14 protein-coding genes are annotated in these 16304 nt (G+C 73.8%); 6 read left to right on the forward strand and 8 right to left on the reverse strand.

Annotated elements, in window-relative coordinates; genetic code table 11:
• Positions 1-15 precede the first annotated feature (15 nt).
• Complete coding sequence (locus tag ACQKM2_RS28480) at positions 16-1305, forward strand: citrate synthase (RefSeq protein ID WP_125817233.1); 1290 nt, start codon at positions 16-18, stop codon at positions 1303-1305.
• A gap of 355 nt (positions 1306-1660) precedes the next feature.
• On the opposite strand, the gene ACQKM2_RS28485 is transcribed toward ACQKM2_RS28480, so the two are convergent.
• Both ACQKM2_RS28485 and ACQKM2_RS28490 read right to left on the reverse strand, forming a co-directional pair.
• Positions 1661-3940 (reverse strand): heavy metal translocating P-type ATPase, encoded by a 2280-nt coding sequence (locus ACQKM2_RS28485; protein ID WP_427714707.1) that lies wholly within the window; start codon positions 3938-3940, stop codon positions 1661-1663.
• Positions 3941-4037: 97 nt separating this feature from the next.
• Positions 4038-4262 (reverse strand): heavy-metal-associated domain-containing protein, encoded by a 225-nt coding sequence (locus tag ACQKM2_RS28490; protein ID WP_405980620.1) that lies wholly within the window; start codon positions 4260-4262, stop codon positions 4038-4040.
• Between the two features lie 143 nt (positions 4263-4405).
• On the opposite strand from ACQKM2_RS28490, the gene ACQKM2_RS28495 reads away from it, so the two are divergent.
• Positions 4406-5611 (forward strand): cation:proton antiporter, encoded by a 1206-nt coding sequence (locus ACQKM2_RS28495; RefSeq protein WP_427714709.1) that lies wholly within the window; start codon positions 4406-4408, stop codon positions 5609-5611.
• Between the two features lie 37 nt (positions 5612-5648).
• Here the strand turns inward: ACQKM2_RS28495 and ACQKM2_RS28500 are convergent, their stop codons facing one another.
• The 3 genes from ACQKM2_RS28500 to ACQKM2_RS28510 form a co-directional block, all read right to left on the reverse strand.
• The gene (locus ACQKM2_RS28500; RefSeq protein ID WP_042800909.1) at positions 5649-5849 is read right to left on the reverse strand and encodes a helix-turn-helix transcriptional regulator; all 201 of its coding nucleotides are present in this window, start codon (positions 5847-5849) and stop codon (positions 5649-5651) included.
• A 261-nt stretch (positions 5850-6110) separates the two neighbouring features.
• Positions 6111-7124, reverse strand: coding sequence for a Gfo/Idh/MocA family protein (locus ACQKM2_RS28505; RefSeq protein WP_427714710.1), 1014 nt, complete (start codon positions 7122-7124; stop codon positions 6111-6113).
• Between the two features lie 25 nt (positions 7125-7149).
• Positions 7150-8064 (reverse strand): sugar phosphate isomerase/epimerase family protein, encoded by a 915-nt coding sequence (locus ACQKM2_RS28510; protein ID WP_427714712.1) that lies wholly within the window; start codon positions 8062-8064, stop codon positions 7150-7152.
• 128 nt (positions 8065-8192) lie between these two features.
• Between ACQKM2_RS28510 and iolC the strand changes: the two genes are divergently transcribed.
• From iolC to ACQKM2_RS28530, 4 genes are read left to right on the forward strand one after another with little or no spacing between them, the layout of a single operon-like run.
• Positions 8193-9116, forward strand: a complete 924-nt coding sequence (iolC, locus tag ACQKM2_RS28515; protein WP_427714769.1) for a 5-dehydro-2-deoxygluconokinase — start codon at positions 8193-8195, stop codon at positions 9114-9116.
• A 7-nt stretch (positions 9117-9123) separates the two neighbouring features.
• Positions 9124-10074 carry a 5-deoxy-glucuronate isomerase gene (gene iolB / locus ACQKM2_RS28520; protein WP_427714770.1) on the forward strand — a complete coding sequence of 317 codons (951 nt, stop codon included), beginning with the start codon at positions 9124-9126 and terminating at the stop codon, positions 10072-10074.
• Complete coding sequence (gene iolD, locus ACQKM2_RS28525; RefSeq protein WP_427714713.1) at positions 10071-11957, forward strand: 3D-(3,5/4)-trihydroxycyclohexane-1,2-dione acylhydrolase (decyclizing); 1887 nt, start codon at positions 10071-10073, stop codon at positions 11955-11957. Before iolB ends, iolD begins: the two co-directional genes overlap by 4 nt.
• A gap of 12 nt (positions 11958-11969) precedes the next feature.
• Positions 11970-13469 carry a CoA-acylating methylmalonate-semialdehyde dehydrogenase gene (locus tag ACQKM2_RS28530; protein ID WP_405980625.1) on the forward strand — a complete coding sequence of 500 codons (1500 nt, stop codon included), beginning with the start codon at positions 11970-11972 and terminating at the stop codon, positions 13467-13469.
• A 100-nt stretch (positions 13470-13569) separates the two neighbouring features.
• Here the strand turns inward: ACQKM2_RS28530 and ACQKM2_RS28535 are convergent, their stop codons facing one another.
• The 3 genes from ACQKM2_RS28535 to ACQKM2_RS28545 all read right to left on the reverse strand — a co-directional run bounded on the left by ACQKM2_RS28535 (position 13570) and on the right by ACQKM2_RS28545 (position 16169).
• Complete coding sequence (locus ACQKM2_RS28535; protein ID WP_427714714.1) at positions 13570-13803, reverse strand: hypothetical protein; 234 nt, start codon at positions 13801-13803, stop codon at positions 13570-13572.
• A 74-nt stretch (positions 13804-13877) separates the two neighbouring features.
• Positions 13878-15068, reverse strand: a complete 1191-nt coding sequence (locus tag ACQKM2_RS28540; protein WP_427714715.1) for a hypothetical protein — start codon at positions 15066-15068, stop codon at positions 13878-13880.
• 63 nt (positions 15069-15131) lie between these two features.
• Entirely contained in the window at positions 15132-16169 is a 1038-nt protein-coding gene (locus ACQKM2_RS28545; protein WP_427714717.1) for a WxL protein peptidoglycan domain-containing protein, read from the reverse strand.
• Between the last annotated feature and the right edge of the window lie 135 nt (positions 16170-16304).

The raw sequence follows: 16304 nt of genomic DNA on the forward strand, positions 1-16304 counted from the left end.
TCGGTGAGGGATGACGTGAGCGACAACTCTGTAGTACTCCGGTACGCGGACGGTGAATACACCTACCCGGTGGTCGAAAGCACCGTCGGTGACCAGGGCTTCGACATCTCGAAGCTCCGGGCCCACACCGGGCTCGTCACGCTGGACAGTGGCTACGGCAACACCGCCGCCTACAAGTCGGCGATCACCTACCTCGACGGTGAGCAGGGCATCCTGCGTTACCGCGGCTACCCGATCGAGCAGCTGGCGGAGCGCTCGACCTTCATCGAGGTCGCCTACCTGCTGATCAACGGTGAGCTGCCGACGGTCGACCAGCTCGCGTCGTTCCGCAACGAGATCACCCAGCACACGCTGCTCCACGAGGACGTGAAGCGGTTCTACGACGGCTTCCCGCGCGACGCCCACCCGATGGCCATGCTGTCGTCCGTGGTCAGCGCGCTGTCGACGTTCTACCAGGACAGCCACAACCCGTTCGACGAGAAGCAGCGCCACCTCTCGACGATCCGTCTGCTGGCCAAGCTCCCGACGATCGCCGCGTACGCGTACAAGAAGTCGGTCGGCCACCCGGTGGTCTACCCGCGCAACGACCTCGGCTACGTCGAGAACTTCCTGCGCATGACCTTCTCCGTGCCGGCCCAGGAGTACGACCTGGACCCGGTCGTGGTCTCCGCGCTCGACAAGCTGCTGATCCTGCACGCGGACCACGAGCAGAACTGCTCGACCTCCACCGTGCGCCTGGTCGGCTCCTCGCAGGCGAACATGTTCGCCTCGATCTCCGCCGGCATCTCGGCCCTGTGGGGCCCGCTGCACGGTGGCGCCAACCAGTCCGTCCTGGAGATGCTGCAGGGCATCAAGAACGACGGCGGCGACGTCGACGCCTTCATCCGCAAGGTGAAGAACAAGGAGGACGGCGTCCGCCTGATGGGCTTCGGGCACCGCGTCTACAAGAGCTTCGACCCCCGGGCGAAGATCATCAAGGCGGCGGCGCACGACGTCCTCTCGGCGCTCGGCAAGAGCGACGAGCTGCTGGACATCGCGCTCAAGCTGGAGGAGCACGCGCTGGCCGACGAGTACTTCGTCGCCCGCAACCTCTACCCGAACGTGGACTTCTACACCGGTCTGATCTACCGGGCCATGGGCTTCCCGACCGAGATGTTCACCGTGCTCTTCGCGCTCGGCCGCCTTCCCGGCTGGATCGCGCAGTGGCACGAGATGATCAAGGAGCCCGGCTCCCGCATCGGCCGCCCGCGCCAGATCTACACCGGCGAGGTCCTTCGCGAGTTCGTCCCGGTCGAGGCCCGCTAGGTCCTCCCGGCCGCTCCGGTTTGCGGAAAGCGCCCCGCCGTCGATCCCCCCACGGGTCGACGGTCGGGGCGCTTCCCTTTTCCCCGGCGGCGGATTCCCCCCACGGGATCCGCGCCGGGGCGTCGGTGTGTGCCGGGACCCGTTCGGGTCGGGTGGGCCGCTCAAAGCTTCCCGAGGGCACGCGTCCCGGCCGGCGGATGCCCGGAAGCCCCCCAAGGACCTCCGCGAAACGTCCCCCAAGACGTTTTCCGGCATCGCCCCATTAGACCTGTGACGACCCCGGATGGTTACGTTGTCATCACTGTGATCTGCGTCTCCAGTGAAGGATCTGTGGAGGGAACGGGGAGGAGATCCTCTAGCGGAACGAGCGCAGCCGCAGGCTGTTGGTCACCACGAAGACCGACGAGAAGGCCATCGCGGCCCCCGCGATCATCGGGTTGAGCAGCCCCGCGGCGGCCAGCGGGAGCGCCGCCACGTTGTAGCCGAAGGCCCAGAACAGGTTGCCCTTGATGGTGGCCAGGGTCCGCCGGGACAGCCGGATCGCGTCCGCCGCCACCCGCAGGTCACCGCGTACGAGGGTCAGGTCGCCGGCCTCGATGGCCGCGTCGGTGCCGGTGCCCATGGCCAGGCCCAGGTCGGCCCGGGCCAGCGCGGCCGCGTCGTTGACGCCGTCGCCGACCATGGCGACCGTGCGGCCCTCGGCCTGGAGCCGGCGGACCACGTCCACCTTGTCCTGCGGGAGCACCTCCGCGATCACCTCGTCGATGCCCACCTCGCGGGCCACCGTCTCGGCGACGGCCTTGTTGTCGCCGGTCAGCAGCACCGGTGTGAGGCCGAGCGCCCGCAGCCGGGCCACGGCCTCGGCGCTGGTCGCCTTGACGGCGTCGGCGACGGTCAGCACCCCGCGGGCCGCGCCGTCCCAGGCGGCCAGCACCACGGTGGCACCGGCCGCCTCGGCGGCGGACCTGGCCGCGGCGAGCGGGGCGGGCAGGGTGATCCCGTGGTCCGTGAGCAGCCGCTCGCGCCCCACCAGGACCTCGTGCCCCTCGACCGTGCCCCGGACGCCGAGCCCGGCGAGGTTCTCGAAGGAGGCGGGCGCGGGCAGCTCCCCGCCCGCCCCGGCGGCGCCGGCCGCGATCGCCCGGGCGACCGGGTGCTCGGAGGCGTGCTCCAGCGCGCCCGCGAGCCGCAGCAGTTCCCCCTCGTCCACGCCCTCGGCGGCGTGCACGCCGGTCAGGGTCATCCGGCCGGTGGTGACCGTCCCGGTCTTGTCGAGCACGACGGTGTCCACGCGCCGGGTGGACTCCAGCACCTCCGGCCCCTTGATCAGGATGCCCAGCTGCGCGCCCCGGCCGGTGCCCACCATCAGCGCGGTCGGCGTGGCCAGGCCCAGGGCGCAGGGGCAGGCGATGATCAGGACGGCCACGGCGGCGGTGAACGCGGCGGTGGGGTCGTCGGTGAGCAGCAGCCAGACGACCCAGGTGCCGAGCGCGAGGAGCAGGACGACGGGCACGAAGACGGCGGAGATCCGGTCGGCGAGCCGCTGCACCTCGGCCTTGCCGTTCTGGGCCTCCTCGACCATGCGGGCCATCCGGGCGAGCTGGGTGTCGGCCCCGATCCGGGTGGCCTCCACGACGAGCCGGCCGGAGGCGTTCACGGTGGCGCCGGTGACGGCGTCCCCCGCGGCGACGTCGACCGGGACGGACTCGCCGGTCAGCATGGCGGCGTCCACGGCGGAGGACCCCTCGACGACGGTGCCGTCGGTGGCGATCTTCTCGCCGGGCCGGACCACGAACCGGTCCCCGGCCGCGAGCGCGCCGACGGGGATCCGCACCTCGCGCCCGTCGCGCAGTACGGCCACGTCCCTGGCGCCCAGCTCCATCAGCGCCCGCAGCGCCGCGCCCGCCTTCCGCTTGGAGCGGGCCTCCAGGTAGCGGCCGAGCAGGATGAAGGTCACGACGCCCGCCGCGACCTCCAGGTAGAGGGCGGAGGAGCCGTCCGTCCGCCCGGCGGTGAGGTCGAAGCCGTGCCGCATGCCGGGCGTGCCGGCGTGGCCGAAGAACAGCGCCCACAGGGACCAGGCGTAGGCGGCCAGCGTGCCGACGGAGACCAGGGTGTCCATGGTCGCGGCGCCGTGCCGGAGGTTGGTCCAGGCGGCCCGGTGGAAGGGCAGGGCGCCCCACACCACCACGGGCGAGGCGAGGGTGAGGCAGAGCCACTGCCAGTTGTCGAACTGGAGGGCGGGGATCATCGAGAGCAGGACCACCGGCAGGGCCAGGGCGGCGGACACCAGCAGCCGCTGCCGCAGCGCCGCGAGCTCGGGATCGCGTGCGGCGGCGGTGTCCCCGGGCTCCGCTTCCGGCTCCGGTTCCGGGCGTGGCGGCGGGGGTTCCTCGGCGGTGTAGCCCGTCCTGACCACGGTCGCGATCAGGTCGGCCACCTGGACCGAGCCGCCGTAGGAGACCCGGGCCTTCTCGGTGGCGTAGTTCACCGTGGCGCTGACGCCGTCCATCCGGTTGAGCTTCTTCTCGATGCGGGCCGCGCAGGAGGCGCAGGTCATCCCACCGATCGTCAGTTCGACCTCGGAGGCGGGGGCCTCCGTTATGGGCCCGTCGTGCACTGTGCTGCTGCTCATGTCCCGCTCCAGGGGGAGGGCCGGGCCGTACGGTCCAGTATGAGCTGGCGGGTGCGGCCCGGCGGGTGCTGCCTTGCGAGGGGTGCGGGGGCCTGGCTCAGGCCGCCACGCCGGCGAGCTCGTACCCGGCCTCGTCCACGGCGGCGCGCACGTCGTCCTCGGAGAGCGGGGCCTGGGACTCGACGGTGACCTCCCCGGTGGCGGCGACGGCCTTGACCGAGGTCACGCCGGGAAGGGCGGTGAGCTCGGCGGTCACCGCGCCCTCGCAGTGCCCGCAGGTCATCCCGGTGACCTTGTACACGGTTACCGTCACGGCGGTCATGTCGTTCTCCTCTGTCGGGGGACGTCTGTCTCTCCCCACTCTATACCCCTAGGGGGTATTGAGTGTCCATTGAGCGCGGGTCCGGCGGCCCTCCGGCCGTCCTCCGGTGGCCGGGACCGCCGGAGCGTACGTAAATGGCGCTCATGGCCCAGTCTGCGACGCTCATCCTCATCATGGCCGCCGCGGTCCTCGCGCCCCTGCTCGCCTACGGGGCGGCGCGCTGGCTCTCCGTCCCGCTGGTGATCTTCGAGATCCTCCTCGGCGTCCTCATCGGGCCCGACGCGCTCGGCTGGGCGCACACCGGCGAGGTGGTCGACGTGCTCAGCCAGCTGGGCCTGGCCATGCTGATCTTCCTGGCCGGGTACGAGATCAAGTTCGACGAGGTCAGGGGCGACACCCTGCGCCGGTCGGTCTGGGCCTGGCTGGCCGCCCTCGCCCTCGGGCTGGCCGCCGGCGCCCTCCTCGCCCACGGCGGCGGCTTCGGCAAGGGCGTCTACGTCGGCACCGCGCTCACCAGCACCGCGCTGGGCACGGTCATGCCGATGCTGAGGGACTCCGGGGACCTGGGCGGCCGGTTCGGGACGGTGACCATGGCGGTGGGCACCGCCGGCGAGTGCGGGCCGATCATCGCGATGGCCCTGCTGCTCAGCGGCCGGGCGCCGGCCCGCTCGGCGGTGCTGCTGGCCGCCTTCGCCGTCCTGACGGCGGCGGCGGTCTTCTGGGCGATGCGGCCCAAGCCGCCCTGGTTCGCCGCGGTCATCGCCCGGACCCTGCACAGCAGCGCCCAGTTCGCCGTACGGCTGGTGGCGCTGATGCTCGTGGCGATGCTCGGGCTGGCCGAGCTGATGGGGCTCGACGTCCTGCTCGGCGCCTTCGCCGCCGGGCTGGTCACCCGGCTGGTGCTGCACGGGGCGGCGCCCGAGAGCAGCGATGCCGTGCTGTCGAAGGTCGAGGCCATCGGCTTCGGCTTCCTGGTCCCGTTGTTCTACGTGGTCACCGGGATCCACTTCGACCTGAAGGCCCTCCTCGCGGGCGGCCGCGAGCTGCTCCTGCTGCCCGTGTTCCTGCTGCTGTTCCTGCTGGTGCGCGGGCTGCCGATCTGGCTGCTGGCCCCGCGCGACCTGGAGCGGCGCGACCGCGGGGCGCTGGTCCTGTTCGGGTCGACCGCGCTGCCGCTGGTGGTGGCGATCACCACCCTCGGGGTGCAGGACGGCGAACTCGGCGCCGGGGAGGCGGCCGCCCTGGTCGGGGCCGGCATGGTCTCGGTGCTGGTCTTCCCGCTGGTCGCCCTGCGGCTGCGGGGGCACGCCGCGGGCGGCGGCCGGCGGGCCGGGGAGGAGTCCTGGTGACCGGGGCGGGGCCCGGCCCCGCCCCCGTACCGCCGGATCACTCCTCGCGGCGGCCGCGGTTGCCGGGGCGGCGCGAGACCCAGGTCCGGATGGTGTCGGCGTACCAGTAGGGCTTGCCGCCCTCCACGTGGTCGGGGGCGGGCAGCAGCCCGTGCTTGCGGTAGGAGCGCACGGTGTCCGGCTGGACCCGGATATGGGCGGCGATCTCCTTGTAGGACCACAGCTGTCGGTCGCTCATGCGCGCCACCTCCTGGTCCACGGCGCGGGGCCGGCCGGGAGGCCGTCGGGGGAGCCGGCGCGTGGACACTGACGATCACTCGGGTTGTGCCCGGAGAACGACGCTCGGTGAGTGCGGGGGAGCGTCTGTGGACTCCCTGTGACGGAAAACCCGCGTAGTACGGACATGTGTGACACGGCGGCGACTCCCGTGACGTACGTGACACAGGAGCCGCCGGTGGCGGCCGACGCCGCGGCCGCCACCGGCGGGGCCCGCCGGGCATCAGCGGGCGTACAGCTCCGGCCGCTCCGCCAGCCGCACCGGGGTCCGTACGCCACTGCGCGCGGCCGCCAGCCCGGCCTCCGACACGGCGGCGGCCGCGTACCCGTCCCAGGCGTCGGGGCCGTCCACCCGCCCCCGCGCGGCCGCCGCCACCCAGCGCCGCACCTGGCGGTCGTAGGCGTCGGCGAAGCGCGTGGTGAAGTCCTGGGTGATCTCACCGCCCCAGCGGCCGCCCGACTGGACGACCATCGCGTGCCCGTCGCCGATCCGGGCGCTGCCCGACTCGCCGACGGCCTCGCACTGCACCTGGTAGCCGAACCCGCAGTTCACGAAGATCTCCACGTCGACCACCGCCCCGCCCGAGGTCTCCAGCAGCACCAGCCGGGGATCGCGCAGCCCCTCCGGCGCGGCCGATGACGGCGTGGGCGACAGCACCGTCACCGCCGTCACCTCCTGGCCCAGCAGCCAGCGGGCCGCGTCCACCTCGTGCACCACCGAGTCGCTGATCAGCATGTCGCTGGTGAAGAAGGACGGCGAGGCGGCGTTGCGGTGACGGCAGTGCAGGAACAGCGGCCGGCCGATCCCGCCCGCGTCCAGCAGCGCCTTGAGCCGCTCGTACTCGGCGTCGAACCGCCGCATGAACCCCACCTGCACCAGCCGCCGGCCGAGCCGCCGCTCCGCCTCCAGCACCCGCAGGGCCCCCTCCGGATCCGGCGTCAGCGGCTTCTCGCAGAGCACCGGCAACTCCCGCCCCAGGGCGTGCAGAATCGCTTCCTCGTGGGCCGGCCCCGGCGAGGCGATCAGTACGGCGTCCACCCCGGGCGCCGCCACCGCCGCCGCCGGATCGGTGTACGCGCCCACCCCGTCAAGGCCCGCCGCGACCTCCTTGACCCGGTCCCCGTCCGGGTCGGCCAGGGCCACCACCCGCGCCCCGCCGACCGCCTCGCCGATCCTGCGGACGTGGTCGGCGCCCATCCTGCCGGTGCCGATGACGGCGATGCCGAGCGTGCTCATGTCTCTCCTTGGAGGTTCGGGGTCGTCAACGGGCGCCGCAGGAGCGCAGGTAGGCGCGGGTCCGCCGGGCGACCGGCAGCGGACGCTCCGGCGGACACGGGTACATGTCCTGCTCCACGATCGCGAACAGCTCCACCCCGAGCCGCTGCGCCGCCGCCAGCACGGGCTCCAGCGCGGGCACCCCGGACGGCGGCTCGCACATCACCCCGCGCGCCACCGCCGGGCCGAAGGGCGTCCCCTGCGCCCGCACTTCGGCGAGGACCCGCGGGTCGACCTGCTTCAGGTGCAGGTAGCCGATCCGCTCGCCGAACGTCTCGATCGCCTCGACGCTGTCCCCGCCGCAGTACGCGTAGTGGCCCGTGTCCAGGCACAGGGAGACCAGCGCCGGATCGGTGGCGTCCAGGAACCGGGCCACGTTCTGCGGGGTGTCGATGTGCGTGTCCGCGTGCGGGTGGACCACGATCCGCAGCCCGTACCGCTCCCGCACCTCCCGGCCCAGGCGCTCGGTCTGGGAGGTCAGTTCACGCCACTGGGCGGGGCTCAGGACCGGGTCCTCCAGCATTCCGCCGGTCTTGTCGTCGCGCCAGAAGGACGGGATCACGACGAGGTGCTCCGCCCCCGTGTCCCGGGCCAGCGCGGCGATCCGCGACACGTGCGCCCAGGTCTGCTCCCAGACGCCGGGGCCGTGATGGAGTCCGGTGAAGACGGTGCCGGCGGACACCCGCAGCCCACGCTTGGCGGTCTCGTCGGCGAGCCGGGCCGGATCGGTGGGCAGATAGCCGTACGGGCCCAGCTCGATCCACTCGTACCCGGCGTCCGCGACCTCGTCGAGGAACCGTTCCCAGGGGATCTGCAGGGGATCCTCCGGAAACCAGACACCCCAGGAGTCCGGAGCCGAACCGACACGGATACGCGTCAACGCGGGTGGGGAGGAGGTCATGACGGCCACCTTAGGGTGCGGGCTTCGACGAAGAGGGAGGACGAGTGGGCGGACGAGCGGGTGAACGAGCGGGAGGAGAACCGGCTGTGGAGACGTCGGACGGGGGAGCCGTCCACGACCTGGTCACGATGGGGCGGATCGGGGTGGATCTCTACCCGCTGAAGACCGGTGTACCGCTCGCCGAGGCCGACACCTTCGGCAAGTTCCTCGGCGGCTCCCCGACCAACGTCGCCGTCGCCGCCGCCCGGCTGGGGCGGCACACGGCCGTCATCACCCGGACCGGGGCCGACCCCTTCGGCGCCTATCTGCGCGCCGAACTGCGGGCGTTCGGGGTCGACGACCGGTGGGTGGCGGAGGTCGCCGCCCACCCGACGCCCGTCACCTTCTGCGAGGTCTTCCCGCCCGACCACTTCCCGCTCTACTTCTACCGGCTCCCGAAGGCGCCCGATCTGGAGATCCGGCCGGACGAGATCGACCGGGCGGCGGTGCGGGCGGCGCGGGTGTTCTGGATGACCGGGACGGGTCTGAGCGCCGAGCCGAGCCGCGCCGCGACCCTGGCCGCGCTGGAGGCCCGCTCGAAGTCCGGGACCACCGTCTTCGACCTCGACTGGAGGCCGATGCTCTGGGACGGACCGCCGCAGCCCTGGTACGAGCGGGCCCTCGGGCTGGCGACGGTGGCCGTGGGCAACACCGAGGAGTGCGAGGTCGCCACCGGCTTCCGCGAGCCGTACGCGGCCGCGGAGGCGCTGCTCGCGGCCGGGGTGGAACTGGCGGTGGTCAAGCGGGGGCCGGAAGGGGTGCTGGCCGTCCACCGCGACGGCACGAGGGTGGAGGTGCCGCCGGTACCGGTGACGGTGGTGAACGGACTCGGCGCCGGGGACGCCTTCGGGGGCGCCCTGTGCCACGGGCTGCTCGCCGGCTGGGACCTGGAGCGGGCGCTGCGGTACGCGAACGCCGCCGGGGCGATCGTGGCCTCGCGGCTGGCGTGCTCGTCGGCGATGCCGTTCCCGCACGAGGTGGAGGAGGTGCTGGGGCGTGCCGGTGCGGTCTGAGACGGGGATGGAACTCACCCGGCTGGTGGTGCTGGAGCTGGCACCGGGCGAGTCGTACGCGCACGCCTGCGGCGACGCCGAATGGATCGTCCTGCCCCTGGCAGGCTCCTGCGAGGTCCACTGCGCGGACGCTCCCCCGGATCCGGCCCCGGGCCGCGCGGCGTTTGAGCGCACCGGGCGCGCAGCGCCCGGTCTTTCAGCCCCGCCGGCGTTTGAGGCGCGGGGGTTCGGGAGCGGAGCCATGGTTTCGGGAAGGGGCGGGGTGGGGGAGGGCCCCGCGGGGACCTTCCGGCTGCGCGGGCGCGCGAGCGTGTTCGACGGGCCCACCGACTTCGCGTACCTGCCCCGGGACGCCCGCGCCGACATCGCCTCCGCCGCCGGCGGCCGGTTCGCGCTCGTCGGCGCACGCTGCGAGCGCCGCCTGGAGCCCCGCTACGGCCCCGCCGACGCCGTACCCGTCGAGCTGCGCGGCGCCGGCCGGTGCTCGCGGCAGGTGCACAACTTCGCCGCCGCCGACGCCTTCGACTGCGACCGGCTCATCGCCGTCGAGGTGCTCACCCCCGGCGGGAACTGGTCCTCGTACCCGCCCCACAAGCACGACGAGCACCACCCCGGCGAGGAGTCCCGCCTGGAGGAGATCTACTTCTACGAGATCGCCCCGCACGGCGGCACCCCCGGCGTCGGCTACCAGCGCGTGACGCCCTCGCCCGCCGGGAAGACCGACGTCCTCGCCGAGGTGCGGTCCGGTGACGTCGTCCTGATCCCCGACGGCTGGCACGGCCCCTCCATCGCGGCACCCGGGCACGACATGTACTACCTGAACGTGATGGCCGGCCCGGACGCGCAGCGCCAGTGGCTGATCCGGGACCACCCCGACCACGCCTGGATCCGCGACACCTGGCCCGCCCAGGCCGTGGACCCCCGCCTCCCGTTCCCCCGACCCGAGGAGACCCCGTGACCGCGCAGCGCAGCGTCCGGCTCACCACCGCGCAGGCGCTCGTGCGCTTCCTCGCCGCGCAGTACACCGAGCGCGACGGGCGGCGCCACCGGCTGATCGCCGCCACCTGGGGGATCTTCGGGCACGGGAACGTCGCCGGGATCGGGCAGGCCCTGCTGGAGAGCGGGCCCGAGGCCATGCCCTTCCTCCAGGGGCGCAACGAGCAGGCCATGGTGCACGCGGCCGTCGGGTACGCCCGCCAGCGCGGGCGGCTCTCCGCGCACGCCGTGACCACCTCCATCGGGCCCGGCGCCACCAACCTCGTCACCGGCGCCGCCCTCGCCACGATCAACCGGATCCCGGTGCTCCTGCTGCCCGGGGACACCTTCGCGACCCGGCCCGCCGACCCCGTGCTCCAGCAGCTGGAGGTGCCCTGGGCCGGCGACGTCTCCGTCAACGACACCCTGCGGCCGGTGTCCCGCCACTTCGACCGGATCACCCGCCCCGAGGCCCTGGTCCCGGCCGCCCTCCAGGCGGTGCGGGTGCTCACCGACCCCGTGCAGACCGGCGCCGTCACCCTCGCGCTCCCGCAGGACGTGCAGGCCGAGGCGTACGACTGGCCCGAGGAGTTCTTCGCCGAGCGGGTGTGGCGGGTGCGCCGCCCCCGGCCCGACAACGACGAGCTGCGGACCGCCGCCGAGGCCGTACGCGCGGCCCGCCGGCCCCTCCTCGTCGTCGGCGGCGGCATCCGCCACAGCGGCGCCGAGGACGCCCTGCGGGCCTTCGCCGACGCCACCGGCATCCCCGTCGCCGCCACCCAGGCCGGCAAGGGCGCCCTGCGCCACGACCACCCCGCCGAGGTCGGCGCCGTCGGACACACCGGCACCGCCACCGCCGACGACCTGGCCCGCGCCGCCGACCTGGTCATCGCGGCCGGGACCCGGCTGACCGACTTCACCACCGCCTCCTCGACCCTCTTCCAGGACCCCGGCGTCCGTTTCCTCGGCCTCAACCTCGACCCGTACGACGCCCACAAGCAGGCCGCGCTGCCGCTCGTCGCCGACGCCCGCGAGGGCCTGGACGCGCTGCGCGCGGAGCTCGCGGGCCACCGCGTGGACCCGGCGTACGAGCGGACGTACCAGAAGGCCAAGCTCTACTGGGAGGCCCTGGTGGACCAGGCCTTCCACGCCTCCGACGAGAACGCCGTCCCCACCCAGGCCCAGGTGCTCGGCGCCCTCGACGCCGTCGTCGACGACACCGACGTGATCGTCAACGCGGCCGGCTCGCTCCCCGGCGACCTGCACCGGCTCTGGCGGGCCCGCTCCGCGTACCAGTACCACGTGGAGTACGGCTACTCCTGCATGGGCTACGAGATCCCCGGCGCCCTCGGCGTGGCCCTCGCCGCCCCGGACCGGCCGGTGTGGGCGCTCGTCGGCGACGGCTCGTACCTGATGAACCCCACCGAGATCGTCACCGCCGTCCAGGAGGGGATCCCCCTCAAGGTGGTCATCCTCGACAACCACGGCTACGCCTCCATCGGAGGCCTCTCCGGGGCGGTCGGCGGCGAGGGCTTCGGCACGGCCTACCGCTTCCGGGCGCCCGGCGGGGCGTACACCGGGGACCCCCTTCCGGTGGACCTGGCAGCGAACGCGGCCTCCCTCGGGATGGCCGTGATCCACACCCGCACCATCGGTGACCTGCGAAAAGCCCTGGCCGAGGCCCGCCTGTCGGACCGGCCCACATGTGTCTACGCACAGACCCGAACACCCGACACTGTGTCGGGCCCGCCCCCGGCACAGGCGTGGTGGGATGTTCCTGTGGCCGAGACCGCGACCCGTGCGTCGGCGGCCCAGGCCCGTGAAGAGTACGACCGGCAAGCCGCGCAGCGACGTCGCCATCTGTGAAGGAGCAGCACAATGAAGACCGTCAACCACTGGATCGGTGGCAAGACCGTCGAGGGCGCGTCGGGCAACTACGGCCCGGTCACCGACCCGGCCACCGGCGAGGTCACCACGCAGGTCGCCCTGGCCTCCGCCGAGGAGGTCGACGCGGCCGTCAAGGTCGCCCAGGAGGCCTTCCTGTCCTGGGGGCAGTCCTCGCTGGCCGCCCGCACCAAGGTGCTCTTCGCCTACCGCGCCCTGCTGGACGCCAACCGCGACGCCATCGCCGAGCTGATCGTCGCCGAGCACGGCAAGGTGCACTCCGACGCGCTGGGCGAGGTCGCGCGCGGCCTGGAGATCGTCGAGCTGGCCTGCGGGATCACCACGCAGCTCAAGGGCGAGCTGTCCACGTCCGTCTCCAACCGGGTGGACGTCTCCGCCATCCGCCAGCCGCTCGGCGTGGTCGCGGGCATCACCCCGTTCAACTTCCCGGCGATGGTCCCGATGTGGATGTTCCCGCTGGCCGTCGCCTGCGGCAACACCTTCATCCTCAAGCCGAGCGAGAAGGACCCGTCGGCCTCCAACAAGCTGGCCGAGCTGATGACCGAGGCCGGCCTGCCGGCGGGCGTCCTCAACGTCGTCCACGGCGACAAGGTGGCCGTCGACGCCCTCCTCGCCCACCCCGGCATCTCCGCCGTCTCCTTCGTCGGCTCCACGCCGATCGCCCGCCACATCCACACCACCGCCTCCGCCAACGGCAAGCGCGTGCAGGCGCTGGGCGGCGCCAAGAACCACATGCTGGTGCTCCCGGACGCCGACCTGGACGCCGCCGCCGACGCGGCCGTGTCCGCCGCGTACGGTTCGGCAGGCGAGCGCTGCATGGCCATCTCGGCGGTCGTCGCCGTCGGCTCCATCGCCGACGAGCTGGTCGAGAAGATCCGCGAGCGCGCCGAGAAGATCAAGATCGGCCCCGGCAACGACCCGACCTCCGAGATGGGCCCGCTGATCACCGCCGCCCACCGCGACAAGGTCGCCTCGTACGTCAAGGGCGCCGCCGCCCAGGGCGCCGACGTCGTCCTCGACGGCACCGGCTACACGGTCGAGGGCAACGAGAACGGCCACTGGATCGGCCTCTCGCTCCTCGACAACGTCAAGACCGACTCCGACGCCTACCGCGACGAGATCTTCGGCCCGGTGCTGTGCGTGCTGCGCACCGAGACCTACGAGGAGGGCGTGGCCCTCATCAACGCCTCGCCGTTCGGCAACGGCACCGCGATCTTCACCCGCGACGGCGGCGCCGCCCGCCGCTTCCAGCTGGAGATCCAGGCGGGCATGGTCGGCGTCAACGTGCCGATCCCGGTGCCGGTGGGCTACCACTCCTTCGGCGGCTGGAAGGACTCGCTCTTCGGCGACCACCACATCTACGGCAACGACGGCATCCACTTCTACACGCGCGGCAAGGTCGTCACCACCCGCTGGCCCGACCCGGCCGACGCCCCCGCCGGCGTCGACCTGGGCTTCCCCCGCAACCACTGATTCCCGGCCGTCCCCCGGGCCGGTACCGGCCCGGGCCCGGCGCCCGCAGTACCAGCAGCCCCCGGCCAACCCTCACCGGCCGGGGGCTGCGCCGTTGCCGTCAGGGCACCCGCCACAGCCGGCAGCCGTCGTCGTACGGGGAGCCGAAGCGGCGGTTCTTGGGGCTCCCCTTCGACGTGCCGACCGCCAGGGTCCTGCCGTCGGGGCTGAACGCCACCTCGTTGACGGGGTTGTCGGAGAGCCGTTTGCTCCGGTCGGGTTCCTTCGCCCCGCCCTTCGCCCTGCCCTTGTCCTCGTCCTTGCCCCGGGCGGGCGGCGGGTGCCACACCGTCACGGAACCTCCCCCGGCGGACCCTGCCGCCGGGGGAGGCCCCTTCGGGGGAGGCCCTGTCGGGGGCCCCTCACCCGTCAGGCGTCGAAGAGCGGCCAGACGTCCGCCGACGCCGTCCGCGACCAGACCGCGTCGGCGTGCCCGTAGCCCGGGACCACGGCGAAGCGGACCCGGTCGTTGCCCGCCGCCCGGATCAGCTCCGCCCCGCGCGGCTCGTCCCCCCGGCCCAGCTCGGTGTTGACCCACACCACCTCGCAGCGGATCCGCTCCCACGCGATCCCGTACGCCTTGCCGTCGCCCGCCCACACCGCCGCGAGGTCCCGCATCAGGGCCGTCGGGACCAGCCCGCTGCCCAGCGCCGACGTGGCCGCGTGCCAGGCGGCCAGCGGGGTGTGGGCCAGGGTGAAGCGGTCCTCGGCCGGGGTGGCGCCGAAGGCGTACTCGCCCGCGGCGTGGCCCTGCCGGTGGATCCAGTTCGCCGGACCGGGCAGGCCGGCGGTGCGGAGCAGCGCGAAGTGGGCGAGGCCCGCGTGCGTGAAGCGGCGGGCCGGGTCCGGCGGCCAGGGCGCCTCCGACACGCCCGCCGGGTCCGCGACCGCCCGGGCGACCAGCGCCTTGAGGCCCGGGTCGGCCGCGTGGACACCCCGCGCGAGCTGCTCCTCGTACGCCTCCCGGGTCTCGGCGGCCCGGTCGGCCGGGGCCCCCGCGTACGGGCCCGTCGTGTCCAGGGCCAGTACCCGGCGCAGCCGCTCCGAGGGGTCGTGCGAGGCCGCGTCCAGGGCCAGGACGGCGCCCGCCGAGTGGCCCGCGTACTCGTACGGCAGGCCCAGTACGGAGTCCAGCGCGGCCACCACGGCCGCCAGGTCCCGGCGGTGCGCGGCCAGTCCGGAGTCCGCGGTGACCTCCTCGGGGCGGGCGGCGTCCTCGCGCGGGGTCACCCCGACCACCAGCAGGCCCCGGCGGAGCAGGTGGTGGGCCAGGTTGTCGTGGCCCGGGGTGAAGAAGTCCGCCGCGAAGTTCAGGCCACCGCCCGGCAGCAGGTACGCGATCCCGCGCGGGGCCCGCACGGTGTCGGCGACCACGTCCACCGTGACGGGCGCCGGGCCGCCGTCGTCGAGCGGGAGGGTGAGCCGTATCCAGCCGTCCCCGGGCAGGTAGGCGGCGGTCCCGGTGCCCAGTGCCCGTTCGATGCGGGTCAGCAGGCCCACACCCCTGACCGGCCGGGCGGCGTGCGCGGCGGACCCGGGCTCGCTGTGCTCTCGTTCCATCCGTCTTGCCTCCCCGTCACGGGTGATGGCCGAATGCCGTCACCCCGGGGACACCCTTGCCGGTCAGCGGGCCCGCGCCAAGTCCGGTTCGCTCAGCGCTTCTTCCGGAGTTCCGCGGCGCCGCCGGCGCAGCACCAGGAGGGTGGTGCCGGCGCCCGCCAGGACCAGGAGCACGCCCGCCGCCGGCCACGGGACGGCGACGAAGTCCGCGCCGGCTTCCGGAGCGAGGTCCGGGTAGGCGGCCGCACCCGCCCGGACCTTGACGGACACCCAGTCCAACTGCGGCGCGTCCGGCCACGGTTCGGTCAGCTCGACGCGCTGGCCGGGCAGCAGCACGAGCTTCAGGTCCCGGGCGGGCCGGTTCAGCACCCGCCGCCCGAACAGCCCCTCGGCGGACACCGCCACCCTCGGCTCGACGACCACGTTGCCCCGGTTGACCAGCGTGTACGTGACGGTCGCCCGGGCGTCCTTGACCCACGGCACCAGCGGGGCGCCCCGGTTGACCCGTACGTCCTCCACGGTCAGTCCCGGCGTCAGCGGGCCGGGCACCCTGAAGTACAGCCGGGCGCCCACCTGGCGCTGCACCCCGACCTGTACCTTGCCCTCCTTGCGCACCCCCTCGACCTCGGTGTTCAGCGCGACGATCCCGCCGACGTGGTCGCCCGGCACGGCGTCCCGGGGGACCTTGACCGTGAAGGGGACGTCCTTGCGGCCCCGGGGCGGGACGGTGACGGTGGCCGCCGCCTCCGGCGCCAGCGCGACCCAGGCGCCGACGTCCTTCGGCTTGGTCTGCACGGGCAGCAGCGCGAAGGCCCCGCCCGACGGGGTGTTCACCGCGTCGGTGGCGAAGACCCGGAAGGTCAGCTCCCTGTCGGAGGAGTTCACGATCGTCGCGCTGTCGCTGACGGTGGTCCCGGCGGTGCCCTGGTGGAAGAAGTACGCCCGGTCGGTCACCGACGCGCCGGCCGGCGGCGTCGGGAAGACCCCCCACGTGCCGTTGTCCGCGGCCCTCGCGGGGGCGGCGGGGAGCAGCAGCACCAGCAGCACCAGCGCGCCGGACAGGGCGGGGAGGAGGGGGCGGACAACGGTGCGGATGCGCATGGGCGTCGGTCTCCAGGGTCGCGGCGGGAATGCGGGAAGGTGGTGGGGGGGGGGGGGGCCCCCCCCCCCCCGGGGGGGGGGGCGGGGCGGGGGTGTGTATGTGACAGACCCCGCGGTTGTTTGTGCGAGCGAGGA

The sequence above is a fragment of the Streptomyces sp. NPDC004126 genome (assembly GCF_050275515.1).
GTDB lineage: Bacteria > Actinomycetota > Actinomycetes > Streptomycetales > Streptomycetaceae > Streptomyces.